This is a genomic window from Mycobacterium sp. Marseille-P9652 (genome assembly GCF_902652685.1).
Taxonomy (GTDB): domain Bacteria; phylum Actinomycetota; class Actinomycetes; order Mycobacteriales; family Mycobacteriaceae; genus Mycobacterium.
In genome coordinates this window covers 34,662-49,056 of record NZ_CACRUY010000041.1, presented here as the reverse complement: position 1 = coordinate 49,056, position 14,395 = coordinate 34,662, and the positions used below count along the sequence as shown (strand labels likewise).

Sequence of the window (14,395 nt, the reverse complement as noted above, 5' to 3'; positions counted from 1 at the left end):
CGGCGGCACACCCTGCGCTACCAGCTCCCAAAACCGACGGCGCACCGATAACCCCTGAGGCTCACCCGTCATCAACACCCCTAACTACGAAGTGTTGCAATCACCCCTTGAGCCCAAGCGGCGTGTCATCGCAGGGATTTACGTGTCGTGGCGAGAATGAGCGCCCACCTGGATCGAACTCGGCCGAAACGAGAGATGAACGGCTGGTTGAACTTTGGAACCGGCGGTCAATTAGTCCCCACCGGGGGTAATACCCGTGCAAGGGTTCTCGAGGCGGTGCTTCGGGTGTCCCGTCTTGTCCCGAGTGTCATGTGACCCGTGAAAGTGGTGGGGGATGATGATCAAGAAGGTGTCTGGGTGCGTCATCGGCGCCGCGATGGCCCTGATGGTGGTGCCCGCGGCGGTGGCCGGCGCTGACAACAAGGACGCGGAATTCACCAATTACCTGGCGTCGAACGGGATCCATCTTGGTGACGCGTCCCAGACCGGCAACATGGGGCGCACGATGTGCCAAGACCTTTCCGCCGGATACACCCCGAGCGATGAGATCGACCAGCTGAAGATGCGAATGGACCAGGCTCAAGCCAGGCTGTTCGTGCTCGCAGCCACGGCGGAATACTGCCCGGACAAGCACAAGTCCTCATAACACCGTCAGCGCGGCCGCCGGCAATTTGTCGGCGGCGACGACGCTTCTGCGCGCAACATCCCGCGAAAACTCAAAATCGGCTTAGGGGGAGAAAGAAATGCGGAAACAAGCAATCATGGGTGCGGGGCTGGCGTTCGCCGCCCTGGCGTTCAGCGCGGGGGTCGCGCAAGCCGATCCGGACCCGAATGATCCCGGCAATGTGGCCAACTGGCCCTGCGGTGTGACGGTGGGACCGGTGACCACGACGACGGGAACGGTCATCGGAATTCGCGGCGGCAAGCCGTGCCCGCCGCCGGCGCCCGCACCGCCCCAGCAACCCTAGCGTCGCGCGCATGGGTTCGCCCGGGGGGTTCGGGTCGCCCTGAGTGCCCCGGACGTTAAGCGAGACAATTGCTTTCGTTGGCACCGAGGAGTCTTGCTACTGAGTTGAGCCGCGTGTTTTCGGGCGGCCGCCGGAATGCGGCTTTCCCGCGAAAACGCTAGTATTCGGCAACCTGAGTGCGCAGGATGCTCTCATCTCGGTAACGGGCGCAGCAGAGCGCCGTCGTCGGCAAGAGAAGGAATTCCAACGGTGAAGACGAAAGTACTGATTGCGGCGGTCGGCGTCGCGGCGGCAGCCATGTCGACCGAGGTGGCGTGGACCGCGCCGGCGGCGTCCGCGACCACCCCATATTGCGATTCGCTCGCGCCCCGCGACGCTCACGAGTGCAACTGCGGCTTCGACTTCGCCCCGGGAAGTCAGGAGCTGCACGATTGCATCTATGGCGCCCCTGCCGCGGCCAGCCCGAAGCCGGGTGCCAACTAGTCAGTGCCCGGCTGGGGCTGACGTGAACAACTGCCTGGCTGAATTCGTGTCTTTGGTATGAAATTCGCAATAGTCGCCGCGCTGGTGTTCGCACCGCTGGCGCCGTCGCCGGGGGACCAATGCCCGCTGGGTGCACCACCCACCACCGACGGGCAGGGCAAGCAAATGGTGTGCGTCCATCACCACGAGTTGAACCACACGAACATTTGGGAATATCCACCCGAGAACTAGCGAGGTCGTCATTCAGTGCGGGACGAATATTCCGCGCAGAAGGAGGATGAAAACACCGCCGGCCATTTAGTCTCCCGGCATGGAGCGCGTGTGGCAGTGGGCGTGGGATCGGTACCGATCGCGGTATTCGTGGGCGATGTATGTGATCCTGTCCGCCGAATTGATTGCGGTCTATGTCGTCTTGTGTTTTGTGGTCGTCGCCATGGAGGGGTCCGATCGTTACGTGGAGGCGGGCGCGCTGGCTGTCGGAGCGGTGCTCGTGACGACCTACGTGAACGTCCTTCCCGGAGTCGGCAAAAGTCGGCTTCTGGAGCGATGGGCCGCCGGGCAAGAGGTCGATCGGGCAAAGGTGCTCGAAGCCACGTATGCCTATGCCAGGGCACTGGGGATCCGGGCATTGGTGGCCGACGCTGTCTTCATCGCTGTGCTGTTCGGTCTGGTGGCTGCGGTTTGCGGGTCGACGGGCTCACGGTTGGGCCAGTACGCGGTCGTGGGCGCGGCCTTCGGACTTTCGGTGGTTCTGATCGGACAGCACAGCATCGCGGAAGCGGCGCTGCGGCCTGCCCGGGTGGCGCTTACCGGTACGACGGGGTTGGGCGAAAGCCTGCCCCGCTCTCGTCCGACGTTCGCCGCCTGGTCGAACCTGACGGTGCTGGCCGCTGCGTTCGCGTTTGCTGCCGCAGGTGCAATGCTGGCGTTGGCCTTCACGGGCGCCCGCGAGGCTCCCGTGGTCCTCGTGGTGGGGGTGGCGGCTGGGTTGGCGCTGTTCTTCGCGGTTCCCATCACTGTCGGAGCCTCGTTCGCACCTTCCATGCAACCCATTCGGGACCTGGCCGAAGGAACCAAGCGGGTTGCGGCGGGTGACTACAGCCAGGGTCTGCCGGTGGTACAGGACGACGACCTCGGTGCGCTGGCGGCGTCGTTCAACCGCATGCAGGCCGGCTTGGCGGAGCGGCGTCGCCTGCACGCCGCGTTCGGTACCTATGTCGACCCGGCGCTTGCGGCCCGGTTGCTCGCGCAGGGTGACGACGTGTTCAGCGGGGAGCGCCGCGAGGTGACGGTGATGTTCGTCGACGTCCGAGACTTCACTCCGTTCGCGGAGGCGAATTCGGCCGAGGACACCGTTTCGCGTCTGAACGCGCTGTTCGAAATCGTGGTGCCTGCCGTCGTCGACGCCGGTGGCCACGTCAACAAGTTCCTCGGCGACGGCGCGCTGGCCGTGTTTGGCGCCCCCAACGACCTCGCTGACCATGCCGATGCCGCGGTCACCGCCGCGGTGCTGATTCACCGCCTGGTTCCCGAGCGGTTCGGTGGGCAGCTTCGGATCGGCATCGGGCTCAACACCGGCGTCGTGATCGCCGGAACCATCGGCGGCGGCGGCAAACTGGAGTTCACCCTCATCGGTGACGCCGTCAACGTGGCGGCCCGCGTCGAGCAACTCACCAAGACAACAGGGGACACCATCCTTCTCACCCAGCAGTGCGTCGACGCGCTTGCGTCCCCGCCGGCCGGGCTCATCGACCGGGGATCCTATGTCCTGAAAGGGAAGTCGGCCTCCGTGCAGGTTTTCGGCCTCGACCAAGAAGCCGACGAACGAGTCGACATCACCAACTGATGGGGCGTGAATCGCTTCGAAGTGCGAAAACTCTGGTGCGCGATGGAAACTCCAGTCATGTCACCATCTCCAGTTGCAGCCGGCACGCCGCCTAACAGCCGGCATAACGCGATCGGACCGCCCGCGAGGAGTACAGGGGCGGCCCGGCAACCACAACTACACCTATGGACGTCCTGTCGTTACACGTGTTGAATTAGCTACTGAGCAGAAGGCCCCGAAGAAACGGAAATCCTGCCGTGCGCACCGGCATTGCCACCCTTGCAGGCGCTCTCGCCAGCGCCTCGACGGTGCTGACCGCCGCAGTTATTTGCGCCGGCGCGGCAGGCGCCGACCCAGGCCCAACCCAGCACGAACTGCAGGATTTCTTCGTGACGCAACTCGCGGCAGCCCAGATTCCCGCCGTCGACAACGTGCCCGCTCTCGTTGCCCGAGCCCATCAAATCTGTGCCGAACTCGATCACGGCGCCACGGTCTACGACGTGGTCGACGAAGAGATGAACGGTATGTTCGAGCACAATCCGGAATACCGCCAAGCGTCCGGACGGGTTCACAGAACCGCCGTCAGATTCATCGCCGTATCAATACAGGTCTACTGCCCAAGCCATATGACCGATCCGTACGTAACCAACGACTACGGCTTCTCCACGCCTGGTCCTCGGGCAGGGGTACGTCCCCAGACGTTGCCGATGGCTTTCGCTTCCGTCCGCTCCGCGGGAAGCAGGTCCGACGGTGACGCGCGGGGCGCAGTGCCCGCTTGGCTGACCGAAGCGATTCCGTCCGGAGATATCACCCAACCCGACCCGCCGCAGGTTCCACAGCCGCCGGCGGCACAGGTCGAGCCAACACCCCAGCAACTCGCGCCTGTGCCTCGACCCAATCGGCCGCCGCCTCCGCCGCAAAAACCGCCGCCAACACCGCAACAGCCGCCGCCTCCACCGCAGCAGGTGGAGCCTCCTGCTGTCGGTCCTCAGCCGGGGGGCGCTGCTGGCAGTAACGGCGGTGGGAGCACGGGTGGTGGGAGCACCGGCGGTGGTAGCACTGACGGCGGTGGCAACGGCGGCGGTCCGGGGGCGCGGCCGTCGCCGGCGCCGGGCTTTGTCAGCCTCGCACCCTGAGACAAGAACCGAGCGTGGGTGACCGGGGGAGCGCAACGACGCCGGCTAGGCGTGACCCCTTCGTTCAACCCTGCTGGACCCCCCCACCTGGCCTATGACTCCCCTAGGCCCCATCCGCACCTATTACGGCATGGACGGCGCCCCCCACGCAGACTGAACCGCACTCGACCCTGAAAGGCTCCTGATGGCCGCAGTTACGCACCCGACCCGCGGAAATTGAGTTCCGCGGGGCGCAAGCTGTGGGACGCGGTGACCAGCGCTTATGAGCTTGAGCCTCACGAGCTGCTGCTATTGGAGAACGCTGCACGCACAGCTGATTTGATCGCTGCTCTACAGGCCCGCATTAATGCCGATGGGCCGGTTTTCCCTATCGAAATGGGCGGTAAAACGCATCCTGCCGTCGCCGAAATCCGTCAGCAGCGGATCACCCTGGCGCGCCTGTTGGTGGCACTGCGCGTGCCGACTGGCGATGAGGACGACCGCCCAGCAGCAAGCCAGCGCCGTGGCATCCGCGGCGTTTACCAGTTGGGGGCGTGATGCGGCGCAGACCACCTGAAGGGGAATCGCTGCCGCCCGAGCTAGTCGACGCCCGGCGGTGGCCGCAGTGCGAGCGGTGGGACGGAACGACGAGCCCTGCTCGTGCTTGTGCGCGGGCCAGCGCCCGCGGTGGCTGACGGCGGGCAACGAGTGGCCTGGCGGTGACGTGCAGGAGTTCGCGGACTTCCTCGCCATGCAGAGGTGCCGAGGAAGTCGAGGCACTCAATGCCACCGACCAATTCGGCTCGAACCCAAAGCACCGCGTGGCATGCCAGCACGTCCGACCCGGCAATCATTTAGGACTTGACCGACGTGGTCATCGCTCGAATACCCAGGGAAAGTGGCCGGCGCTCCCGATAGACCGAAGCAACGGGCCTACAAGCTCACTCACCACCATCGGTGGGATGGTTTCCAGCTCCTTCAAAGTTGCGGTGGCCGCCTGTCCGTAACGCGATTCGGAGAAGGGTGGCGCGTCGGTGATGTCGAAGTAGTTTCTCAACTCAGCTGATCGAGCGCCGTGGAGGCCGTTTGCGGCAATTGCGAAACGCCACGACCCGCGGAAGCCGTAGGCGGATACTCGTGCGGCAAGCCGCGCCATCAGGTCGGCATGGCCGAGGAAAACCGCCTCCAATATCCGAGCATCTCCCGGATTCGGGTAAGCAACCGCTCGTTCCGATACCAGGGTGATGGTGCCGTCCTCGCGCAGTGTCACTTCTGCAGCATCCTGCGGACCACCAAATCGCTTGTCGTCAAACATATTCACCGTTGCGGCGACACCGCGGTCCCTTCTAGCCGCACCCGTCGGCGCGCCCAGAGACGGCACCGCGGCTTGGTGTGAACCGACCGCCGCGAGTCGTACGAGGTCCCTCACGTCGTCACGCCAACTGCCAGAGTCCGACAATTGCATCAGGAAATTGCCGCGAGCGCCTAGTGGCTTGGCTCGAATCAGTAGCGGTTCTGAGTGGAACTGGTATTGCCGTTTCAATAGGTCGAGCGTCTCCTGAGATTCGGCGACAATGTCTTGGTCGAGCCGCGCTTGCTGCTCATGTAGCCTCAATACTTCTTCGTGAGGAAGCGGGCGGTTCCTCTTGTCGCCGCGGCCGTAATAGCGCCCGTCGGCCATGTGCGGCGCTCGTGGTGATGGCGGGATCTCAACGACCAGATAGCCCAGCCCGGGAGTGCTGGATTCGACGACGTGCGTGTACACGGTGACCGCTTCGTGGACCGAGGAGGCGGCGATCGACTCGATCCGCTCGCCGAGGTTGGCTACATCAATCGGGTGCAGCTTAGGCGGCGAAGTGACCTCGTCGACCCCGATTACGATGACGCCGCCGTCGAGCGCGAACGCCGCGATGTCCTTCGCGATGTCTCTGTTCGCACGTGGTCCTGTGGCCAGTTCGCGCTTGATGTCGAGGTAGTGGGTTTCCTCCAGGAGTCCGTTGGCCGCTGCGTGTGCAATCTGCTCCTCTGTGCGCGGTGGCCAGGGTTCCGAGTTAGTCACCGTCCTGACACTAGACACATGGCGTGCCCGTCTCGACATTGCTCCGAGATCCTGGGTTCGATCCGTGTCCGAAAGCGGGTGTTCTCAAAGACATTTGGCAAGGCACACCGGGCTGCGGCAAACTTTCGAGCGCGGCTCACACGCTTTCAGGCAAGCTTCGATCGGCCCCACTGCCGACCTTGCGACGCGCCCTAACCTGTTAGATCGCCGGCCCGTTGACGGAAACTCGCCCTAGCTTTGGGCGACATAACTGTGCGGCGGCACTAATTCGAAACCTTGTCAAAGGTAACGGTAATTTGCTCCGTGCCACCTTGATTGAAGACAGAAGTAGGTGGACCTGGGTCTGTGACAACCCACGTCCAGGTGAGGTTCTCGACGAGGTTCATGACCGTGCCGTCACTCGACAAGGTCGCTCCCCATGGCAAGGTAAGCACTACATCGGAGATGTAGGGATCTTGGTATTGGGTCTGTATGACTGATTGAAGACCCTGGTTGATGGCTGGGCCCCATGTGCCCGAGTAGTTCAGGGGTTGGGTTGGGGTCAGAGTTCCTGCACCTGCGAAGTCGTACACAGCTCCGGTCTTGGTGATCGAATATTCGGCCCCATTTTGATAGGCAACGCCAGGGGCAGTGCCCACGAAGGAGCCTGTTGCTACTTCGTTGACTTCTTTCCAGGTTCCCACGATTGAGTCGGCGGAGATGCTGCCTCCGGTGTCGGTGCCGCTGCCGGTGCCGCCGGTCGCAGTGTTGACGAGCAACCCGCCATCACCGATTAGTGGATGCCCCAATAAGAGGTCTGCGGGCGCATTACATACACCCACTATGTAATTTGTCAGCGCAGGATCAGTTGCGTATCCGAAGTCCAATAGCTGCGTGGGCCAATTCGATAGATCTCCGACAAAGCCATCTATACCTTGAGTGATCGGATTATTTCCAACTTGGGATTGTATCGTCAGTTTATTGAGGCTTGAGAAATTCACTCCACTGGTCAGATCATCGAGGACCTTAGAGGGATTTAAAGCCGGTGGATAAGAGCCGAGGAAAGAAGGATTGTCGAGTTGAAGAGGAATATTGACGGGGTCACTGGTCCCCACCAAAAGGGAATTTAGCCAACCAGATTGAGTGTAGGTGCCCCCGATACCGTCGCCAGGGTCCAGCAGCAGATCACCCTTAAACGCGCCAAAATATCCGCTGTTTAAAGATAGGTCGCCAGACACGTTCCCGGTTGCCGTGTTCACCTGAATCGTTGCCGAAGCATCGCCGAGACTGAGGTCCTTGCTGAGTTCCGCACCAAACTGCACACTGGCAATCACACTTCCATTATTTACTGCCAGCGCCCCGCCGCTACCTAAAACGTGGCTACTCCCATAGAAACCTGCGGGGCTTGCCCCTGACGATATGTCGAAGCCCGGGATGCTCAAATTTGCGCTGTAACTCTGGTTAGCGGTGTCTGCATTGACCCCTATACCGAAGCCGCCCAAAGTGCGATAGTCCACGGTTGTTACCGACTTCCCGGCAGAATCCGATCCCGAGATCGTGGTGCTAGTTAAAAGAGGCGTGCCGGAAAGTCCGTTAATACTCGATGCCAACTGGCTGCCCAATGATCCTTGAACAACGTTTTGAACTTCATCAGCGAGTGGTGCAAGGTTTAGGACAACCCGGTCAACCGTCACGGTCTGCGTGCCGTCAGTGCCATAACCGTAACTCTTGGTGCTCGAAGTCGTCGTGGTAACTGCATCGATCACGCTCTTGGCGGTCGAAATCACCGTTGGGTTGATCAAAGCGGCATCGATAAGCGAAGAAAACACCCCAGGCGACGGTGAGCTCGCGGCTGGATTGCCCAGTAAAGATTGCGAGGGCGCTTGCACCGTGTTCACCAACATTTGCCCGGCATTGGCGATCTCGGTGCTCACATACTGCGCGGCCCCGCCACCGAGTAGGTTGACGAACGTGTCGTGAAAGGCACTCGCCTGGGCGCTAAGCGCCTGATATCGCTGCGCGTAGCCGGAAAACAGTGACGCAATCGCCTGCGACACCTCGTCTTCAGCCGCAGCCGCTACTGTCGTCGTCGATGGCGCTGCCGCGACATGGGCCGCCCGAATCACCGACCCAATCGCACTCAGATCCTCTGATGCCGATGCGAACACATCCGGCGAAGCGATCACAAAAGACGACATCGCTAGCTCCCATGGTCGGGGAATTGCGGGCCTCACATGAAACGCCAAAACAACTCACGTACTGTACGCGTGTCTGATAGCTCTTGCCTAGTGGTCGGAACGCAATTTCGCAAAATGGCTGGGCTTCCCCTGAGGAGAGCACGGCGGCCCGATCGATTAGTCCAGACGCGCGATCGGGGCGACTCGGTTGCCGACGCACCTGGGGGCGCCGAAGTGCAAATTTGTATAGATTAGGAAGCGTGAGACCGATCGTCACGGCCGCCGCGGCCGGCAAGCAACTGGCCCTCAAACTCGACCAGATTCCGTGGATTCACCGTCGGTTCTACAACGATGACGGCAGCTACAAGAGTGCCGTTGACAAGTGGTGCAGCGAACACCTTGGCGGCGTCCCAATCCTGGGAACATTGCTGCCCCCGAAGCGAACGCAGCCCCTGCCGCTGAAGCGAGGGCACGTCTCTCGGCGTGAACCGGGCCGCCCCCGACGAGAGCAGGGGTGCCCCGACAACCGTTAGCTGGACCTGCAGGTCGAGTTGGTTTCAGTCCTCTTTTGTAAGGGGTCCTGCGCTCTGGACGCCTTCGATGGGGAGCGCCTGGGCGACAGAAAGCCTTTGTTGTTGAAAAATGCGCTTTGCGGGCCCGTAGAGGCGGGTCATACTTTTCGCTGGGGGGTAGACACACGGAGGAACGGCAATGTCTTACCTGCTAGCGGTTCCGCAGTCCCTTTCTTCGGCGGCGTCCGAGCTGTCCGGCATCGGTTCGACGCTTACTGAGGCCAATCGTGCGGGGGCCGCCCGCCGACCGGCAACCTTCCCGACCCACCGCACTTGAAGCCGTCGCCGTCGTAACCATGGGACACTGCTCGGCCGTCTTTACGTAGTCGTACCCGCTTGTGGCAGACGGAACATCTAGCCGTCAGTGGAGGCGACTGTTCCCTGTCTTGCTTTTGGCGCTTACTTTGGCGCGACCCTTGGCTTTCTCGATCTTCCGCAGTTCCTTCTGAAATTCAGTCGACAGTTCCTGCTCACCGGGTTTCTGATACGAACCACTGCAAACCCACGTCCACTCTCGCGCCCTTTATGAGCCGGAAACCGGCCCTTGTGGTTCACTACCAGCCGTCGATTGCAACGTTGGCAAATCTCGATTCGCATAGGTTCCACCTCCAAACGCTGGAGAGATCCAGTTCCGCTGGTGTCCGGATCAGTGCTGCGGCTGCTACGTCATGGTCCCCGGATCGAACCGTAACCCGCACGCTCGCCCGATTGAACGCAGATGGGCGAGTAAACCTGATTGCCGCGGCGCCGGCCCCTTCGGTTTGGATATTTGGCAATGGGGTTGCTGGTGTGTCGCCGGAAATCGGCGCAGGTTCTGCCTGACTACCTCTTATATAGGTCACCAGCAGAAGAGTGTCAGGTCATATATAGGTCATTGGCCCTTATTTGGTGGGCTAAATATACGCTTTCGTCTGCATAAACTCTGGTGCGCGATACTGGGATTGAACCAGTGACCTCTTCCGTGTCAGGGAAGCGCTCTCCCGCTGAGCTAATCGCGCCGGGTCAAAACACATGGAGGTGGAGACGGGAATCGAACCCGTGTGCACGGCTTTGCAGGCCGTTGCCTCACCACTCGGCCACTCCACCGCTGGGGATTGATGCCACTTGCACCTTCGAGCGGATGACGGGATTCGAACCCGCGACCCTCACCTTGGCAAGGTGATGCGCTACCAACTGCGCTACATCCGCGCGCAACGGGCGAGATCGTCGCCCGGTGCGAAGCACGACGATAGTCCACCCGAGCGGGCACATACAAATTTTTCGGCAAGTTCGGGCTCCCGGCGGGAGTGACCCGTCGGGCGACGCAGGTGGCGGGTCAGGCGATGCCGGTATGGTGCTAATGTTCGACGTCGTTCGCCGGTCCCGTGGCTCAGTGGAAGAGCGTCCGCTTCACACGCGGAAGGTCGCTGGTTCGATCCCAGCCGGGACCACTCAGGTCATGTGCAGATGACGAATCTAGCCCCAGTTACGGCGCAGGTTGCGTGAACATGGCGAGGCGTTGCGCGATGGGCCGCATGACCTTCCGCGAATTGAAGTAAGCGACGTGTGAGACCGGAGTGTTCCCGAGAATGGGCGGCCCGACCGACACCGCCTGGTCGCAGTCGACCGCATCGGCGTAATGCGCGTTCAGCGTCCGCAGAGGATAGGCGACGATGTCGTCGGGGTCGTGGAAGTTCACCCACTGCGCCGCCCTGCGCGCAGCGGCGCTGCGCGTGCGACCGGGAAGTTTGATCGGAGCATCGAACTTCGGGTAGCGGACCATCCATAACGCGATGGGGCTGCCCAGGGTGTAGAACCAGGTCAGCGTCTCGCCACGCTGGAGCGGAGTCGACGACTTCTTCGCCTTCTTCCCCTTTTTGGGCGTGTTCTGCAGGTCGTAAAAATAATCCGAAGCGATGACGGTGCCGAGGCTGTGCGCGATGACGCACAACGGTGCGTCCGGGGCCCGTTCGGCCAGGGTGGCCAGCGCCTCATCCAGGCAGGCGTGGATGGCGTCGTAATTGGCGTCGCTGCCCTCGGCGATCTGGTAGGCGATGACGTCGCCCAGAAAGTAGGTGACAGCCCACCGCAGCGTCGGCCAGTGTGCCTTCGGCAGCCCGGGTATCCGGCCCACGAGGCCGGACACGACCACCGGCAGCATGGCGAGATACGAGCCGTTGTTGATGCGATGGACCAGGTGGTCCAGCCGCTGCGCCCAGCCGGCGAAACCCCGACCGAACGACGCGCGCACGATCTTGTCGAGACCTGGCTCCACGACCGGGATCCAGCACGCCGCCTCGATCTCGAGTTGCGCGGCTTCTGCGCCCCGGCAGGCGCGGGCGTATTCGGCCCGGAGCAGCTTGATCGCGTTGTCGGCGTAGTCGGGATCCTTGATCTCGACGCCGTGGACGAACAGAACGGCGATCGTGGGGGTCATGGCTGCCTAAGTCAGTGTCTGGTGCCCGCGTGGGGCTGGTCGTGGGAACCAGTCTTGCAGCTGCCAGTGCAGGGGCTAGCGGCCCGGGGCGGCCCGTCCTGCACAAATGACACGAACCGGCGCAAATCGCTTGATCAGCACAACGTTTCGCTTCGAATCGAGCGGCCGCTCAGACGCTCGAGGTCGCTGGGTCCCAGACGCTCAGCAGTGCGCCGCCCAGCACCGCTGGGTCGGGCAGTAGGTCGCATGCGCGATGGCGACCATGTTGTTGACGTCGCCCAGGGTGACGTTCCTCGGGTCCAGCGTGGCATGGATCTGCTGGGACAGCTGGTCGTAGTTCCAGCCCCACCCCAGGTCGTCGCAAATGAGGCGCCCCATCCCGGTCAGGGCGGCCTCGTGGTCCGGCGGCCAATTGAAGCCGGCCGCACGAAGCTGAGCGAGGTAGGCGTCGTCGGCGGCATCGGCGTCCGCATGAGGGGCGCCGGCCAGCAGGGCGACACCGACCATGAACGGAGCGGTCACGCGGGCAAGCCAGCGAGGTGAAGGCATCTGACGCGCTTCCTTTCTGACGGGTCGACGCCGATTCCGCGCGCGTCGAATAGCTACGCACCCTAGAGAAGACCCGGAAAATCCAGATGATGAACCGGTGAACAGTCAGATGGCGGGCCGCCGCCGCGAGCACGAACGTCGCAGCTCAAAGAAACGAAGTTGCGCGCGCCCGCCGAGGCTGCTGTCATCACAGGCATGTCTCCTGTGCAGTGGGTGTTCGTCGGGGTGGGACTCGCGTTAGAGGGCGTCATCGTCTGGGCCTGGCTGAAAAGCGCGCCGGACCAGGCGCGCCGGCGGTGACCGTGCCAGCCAACCAAGAGGGCATCGGCGTGCTCAAACTCGAGTGCCCGCAGTCCCATCCGGTCGGCAGGATCCTCAAGGAGGCGCCCCACCAGGCCGTCCAATTCGACCCGGGAGCGGCCGTCGGGCCACGCCGGTTCTGGCCGGACGAGGCCGACCAGCCGCGCTTCAGCACGAACTGCCGCTTCTGCGACAAACCCGTCGGCGAGGCTACGGCCACGCTGCAGGACAAGCTCGCCGCGCTCGTCGCCGACGCCTCCCAAACCATCGGCACCGCCTCGCTGGGCTACGCGTAGTCGCGCCTACCGAAAGCGCTACAGTAGCTCCGTTCTGAGAGGAGCCCCGTGGCGACAGCGAGCAGCACCCCGCGCCCTCCCGACGGCGACTGGCTGGGCACCCCTTATCTGAGGTTCGAGCGCCAGGGGCCGTTCGCGGTGTGCACCATCGACCGCCCGGAGGCCCGCAACGCGCTGACCCCCGCGATGTACTTCGGGATCCGCTACGCCGTCGGCCGCGTCAACGCGGATCCGGACCTCGCCGGACTGTTGATCACCGGCACGGGCGACGTCTTCGCACCGGGCGGCGACATGGGCGGCGGGGGAGAGGCCGACAACTGGATCACCTTCGGCTCCGCGCTCGGCATGGACGTCACCCCCTTCGACGCGGTGCGGACCTCGGGCAAGCCGATCGTGTCGGCGGTCAACGGCCTGTGCCAGGGCGGCGGCTTCCAGATCGCGCTGTGCAGCGACGTGTCCGTGGTCAGCGAGCGCGCGACCTTCCGCGTGCCCGAGTTGTTCCGCGGCTACGCCGACACCTACTACAGCCAGATGCTGCTCCGCCACATCGGCCCGGTCCGCACCCGCGACCTCATGTTCACCGGCCGGGTGCTGACGGCGTCCGAGGCGCTCGACTGGGGCCTGGTGACCCGGGTCGTGCCGCACGACGACCTGATCGGCGCGGCGAAAGACGTTCTGGCGCAATGCTGCCGGACCGCCCCGCGGGCGCGCGGCGTGATCAAGTCCGGCATCGACGACTACCTCGGCCTGTACAACCGCATCGGCATGACCGCCAGCCTCACCGACGCCGAGGCGCGGGAGGGCGTCCGGGCCTTCAAGGAGCGCCGCTCGCCGTCCTGGGTGCACCCGGAACTGCGCACCGAGGGCCGGCTATAGGTCCACCCACTCGCCGTGGGCGACCACCCGCAGCACGTCGCGGATGCCGGCCTGGTCGAACGCGTCGACGAACTCGTCGACGCCCTCGCTGAAGTGGGTCCAGCCGTCGACATGCGCGGGAATCACCACCCGGGCGCCCAGCACCTCGGCGGCCGCGGCCGCGCGGGCCGACGTCAAGGTCAGCGGGCGGCCGCGCTCCTTGGCCGGCACGCACGCGGCCCCGGCGAAGAGCACCGCGACGTCGATGGTGCCGACGCGGTCGGCGATGTCCCTGACCGCCGCCATCGAGGCGTTGTCCCCGCTGAGGTAGACGGTCGGCAGGTAGGGGCCCGACAGCACGAACCCGGTGACCTCGCAGTTGACATGGCCGCTCGCGTCCCGCTTGCCGTCGGCCGGGCCGTGCACGGCGGGAACCGCCTGCACGGCAAGGGCTCCCGAGCCACCGGGGAGGTCGCAGGACCCCCACGGCGCGAGGCCGACCGCCGGCGCGCCCAGTCGGCGGGCCGCACCGGGATGAGCGAGCACCAACGGCGAGGCCAGCGCCATCCGCCTGCCCTCGTCGTCCAGGTTGTCGGGGTGCTCGTCGTGACTGATCAGCACCGCGTCCACCGGCCCCAGGGCTTCGGCGGTCACCGCCGGGCCGACGGTCTTCGTCAGGTAGCCGTGCTCGCCGGGCGGATCGAAGGTCGGGTCCATGACGATCCGCCGGCCCGCGATGTCGATGACCGTTGTGGGACCGCCCAGAACACTGACCGCCAGTTCGCGGCGCCGCGCGTCCAT

The 14,395-nt window shown here is 63.8% G+C and carries 15 protein-coding genes and 4 tRNA genes; 11 read left to right on the top strand and 8 right to left on the bottom strand.

What is annotated here, in order from left to right; translation table 11 throughout:
- The first annotated feature begins 334 nt into the window (after positions 1-334).
- From GPY60_RS19525 to GPY60_RS19495, 7 genes are all read left to right on the top strand, one after another.
- A complete protein-coding gene (locus GPY60_RS19525) occupies positions 335-646 on the top strand; it encodes a DUF732 domain-containing protein (RefSeq protein ID WP_156689339.1) in 312 nt (103 codons plus the stop codon).
- 97 nt (positions 647-743) lie between these two features.
- Positions 744-968: a hypothetical protein gene (locus GPY60_RS19520; RefSeq protein WP_156689338.1), complete on the top strand. Its 225-nt coding sequence runs from the start codon at positions 744-746 to the stop codon at positions 966-968.
- A gap of 249 nt (positions 969-1,217) precedes the next feature.
- The gene (locus tag GPY60_RS19515; RefSeq protein WP_156689337.1) at positions 1,218-1,451 is read left to right on the top strand and encodes a hypothetical protein; all 234 of its coding nucleotides are present in this window, start codon (positions 1,218-1,220) and stop codon (positions 1,449-1,451) included.
- Positions 1,452-1,508: 57 nt separating this feature from the next.
- On the top strand, positions 1,509-1,682 hold the full coding sequence (locus GPY60_RS19510; protein ID WP_156689336.1) for a hypothetical protein: 174 nt from the start codon (positions 1,509-1,511) through the stop codon (positions 1,680-1,682).
- Between the two features lie 79 nt (positions 1,683-1,761).
- The gene (locus GPY60_RS19505) at positions 1,762-3,297 is read left to right on the top strand and encodes an adenylate/guanylate cyclase domain-containing protein (RefSeq protein WP_156689335.1); all 1,536 of its coding nucleotides are present in this window, start codon (positions 1,762-1,764) and stop codon (positions 3,295-3,297) included.
- A gap of 236 nt (positions 3,298-3,533) precedes the next feature.
- Entirely contained in the window at positions 3,534-4,412 is an 879-nt protein-coding gene (locus GPY60_RS27775) for a DUF732 domain-containing protein (RefSeq protein ID WP_197283744.1), read from the top strand.
- A gap of 249 nt (positions 4,413-4,661) precedes the next feature.
- The gene (locus GPY60_RS19495; protein ID WP_156689334.1) at positions 4,662-4,949 is read left to right on the top strand and encodes a hypothetical protein; all 288 of its coding nucleotides are present in this window, start codon (positions 4,662-4,664) and stop codon (positions 4,947-4,949) included.
- Positions 4,950-5,265: 316 nt separating this feature from the next.
- On the opposite strand, the gene GPY60_RS19490 is transcribed toward GPY60_RS19495, so the two are convergent.
- Positions 5,266-6,450 carry an AlbA family DNA-binding domain-containing protein gene (locus tag GPY60_RS19490; RefSeq protein WP_231639730.1) on the bottom strand — a complete coding sequence of 395 codons (1,185 nt, stop codon included), beginning with the start codon at positions 6,448-6,450 and terminating at the stop codon, positions 5,266-5,268.
- A 263-nt stretch (positions 6,451-6,713) separates the two neighbouring features.
- Complete coding sequence (locus GPY60_RS19485; protein WP_156689332.1) at positions 6,714-8,627, bottom strand: PE family protein; 1,914 nt, start codon at positions 8,625-8,627, stop codon at positions 6,714-6,716.
- 690 nt (positions 8,628-9,317) lie between these two features.
- Between GPY60_RS19485 and GPY60_RS27445 the strand changes: the two genes are divergently transcribed.
- Complete coding sequence (locus GPY60_RS27445) at positions 9,318-9,455, top strand: PE domain-containing protein (protein WP_156689331.1); 138 nt, start codon at positions 9,318-9,320, stop codon at positions 9,453-9,455.
- Between the two features lie 646 nt (positions 9,456-10,101).
- On the opposite strand, the gene GPY60_RS19475 is transcribed toward GPY60_RS27445, so the two are convergent.
- The 3 genes from GPY60_RS19475 to GPY60_RS19465 all read right to left on the bottom strand — a co-directional run bounded on the left by GPY60_RS19475 (position 10,102) and on the right by GPY60_RS19465 (position 10,366).
- Positions 10,102-10,176 (bottom strand) — tRNA-Val (locus GPY60_RS19475).
- A 14-nt stretch (positions 10,177-10,190) separates the two neighbouring features.
- Positions 10,191-10,264 (bottom strand) — tRNA-Cys (locus tag GPY60_RS19470).
- A gap of 29 nt (positions 10,265-10,293) precedes the next feature.
- Positions 10,294-10,366: transfer RNA gene (locus tag GPY60_RS19465), tRNA-Gly, on the bottom strand.
- A gap of 170 nt (positions 10,367-10,536) precedes the next feature.
- Here GPY60_RS19465 and GPY60_RS19460 point away from each other — a divergent pair.
- Positions 10,537-10,608, top strand: a tRNA-Val gene (locus GPY60_RS19460).
- 35 nt (positions 10,609-10,643) lie between these two features.
- Here GPY60_RS19460 and GPY60_RS19455 read toward each other — a convergent pair.
- Entirely contained in the window at positions 10,644-11,594 is a 951-nt protein-coding gene (locus tag GPY60_RS19455; RefSeq protein WP_156689330.1) for a hypothetical protein, read from the bottom strand.
- A gap of 201 nt (positions 11,595-11,795) precedes the next feature.
- Positions 11,796-12,116 (bottom strand): DUF732 domain-containing protein, encoded by a 321-nt coding sequence (locus GPY60_RS19450; protein ID WP_231639729.1) that lies wholly within the window; start codon positions 12,114-12,116, stop codon positions 11,796-11,798.
- Positions 12,117-12,445: 329 nt separating this feature from the next.
- Here GPY60_RS19450 and GPY60_RS19445 point away from each other — a divergent pair, with 329 nt between their 5' ends.
- Complete coding sequence (locus GPY60_RS19445; protein WP_156689329.1) at positions 12,446-12,739, top strand: hypothetical protein; 294 nt, start codon at positions 12,446-12,448, stop codon at positions 12,737-12,739.
- Positions 12,740-12,787: 48 nt separating this feature from the next.
- Entirely contained in the window at positions 12,788-13,615 is an 828-nt protein-coding gene (locus tag GPY60_RS19440; protein WP_156689328.1) for an enoyl-CoA hydratase/isomerase family protein, read from the top strand.
- Here GPY60_RS19440 and GPY60_RS19435 read toward each other — a convergent pair.
- The gene (locus tag GPY60_RS19435) at positions 13,610-14,395 is read right to left on the bottom strand and encodes an MBL fold metallo-hydrolase (RefSeq protein ID WP_156689327.1); all 786 of its coding nucleotides are present in this window, start codon (positions 14,393-14,395) and stop codon (positions 13,610-13,612) included. The genes GPY60_RS19440 and GPY60_RS19435 overlap by 6 nt on opposite strands.

Excerpts from the sequence above, each read along its gene's own strand:
- GPY60_RS19525 (WP_156689339.1), top strand. The coding sequence starts at position 335 with ATGATGATCAAGAAGGTGTCTGGGTGCGTCATCGGCGCCGCGATGGCC.
- GPY60_RS19520 (WP_156689338.1), top strand. The coding sequence starts at position 744 with ATGCGGAAACAAGCAATCATGGGTGCGGGGCTGGCGTTCGCCGCCCTG.
- GPY60_RS19510 (WP_156689336.1), top strand. The coding sequence starts at position 1,509 with ATGAAATTCGCAATAGTCGCCGCGCTGGTGTTCGCACCGCTGGCGCCG.
- GPY60_RS19505 (WP_156689335.1), top strand. The coding sequence starts at position 1,762 with ATGGAGCGCGTGTGGCAGTGGGCGTGGGATCGGTACCGATCGCGGTAT.
- GPY60_RS19485 (WP_156689332.1), bottom strand. The coding sequence starts at position 8,627 with ATGTCGTCTTTTGTGATCGCTTCGCCGGATGTGTTCGCATCGGCATCA.
- GPY60_RS27445 (WP_156689331.1), top strand. The coding sequence starts at position 9,318 with ATGTCTTACCTGCTAGCGGTTCCGCAGTCCCTTTCTTCGGCGGCGTCC.
- GPY60_RS19455 (WP_156689330.1), bottom strand. The coding sequence starts at position 11,594 with ATGACCCCCACGATCGCCGTTCTGTTCGTCCACGGCGTCGAGATCAAG.
- GPY60_RS19435 (WP_156689327.1), bottom strand. The coding sequence starts at position 14,395 with ATGGACGCGCGGCGCCGCGAACTGGCGGTCAGTGTTCTGGGCGGTCCC.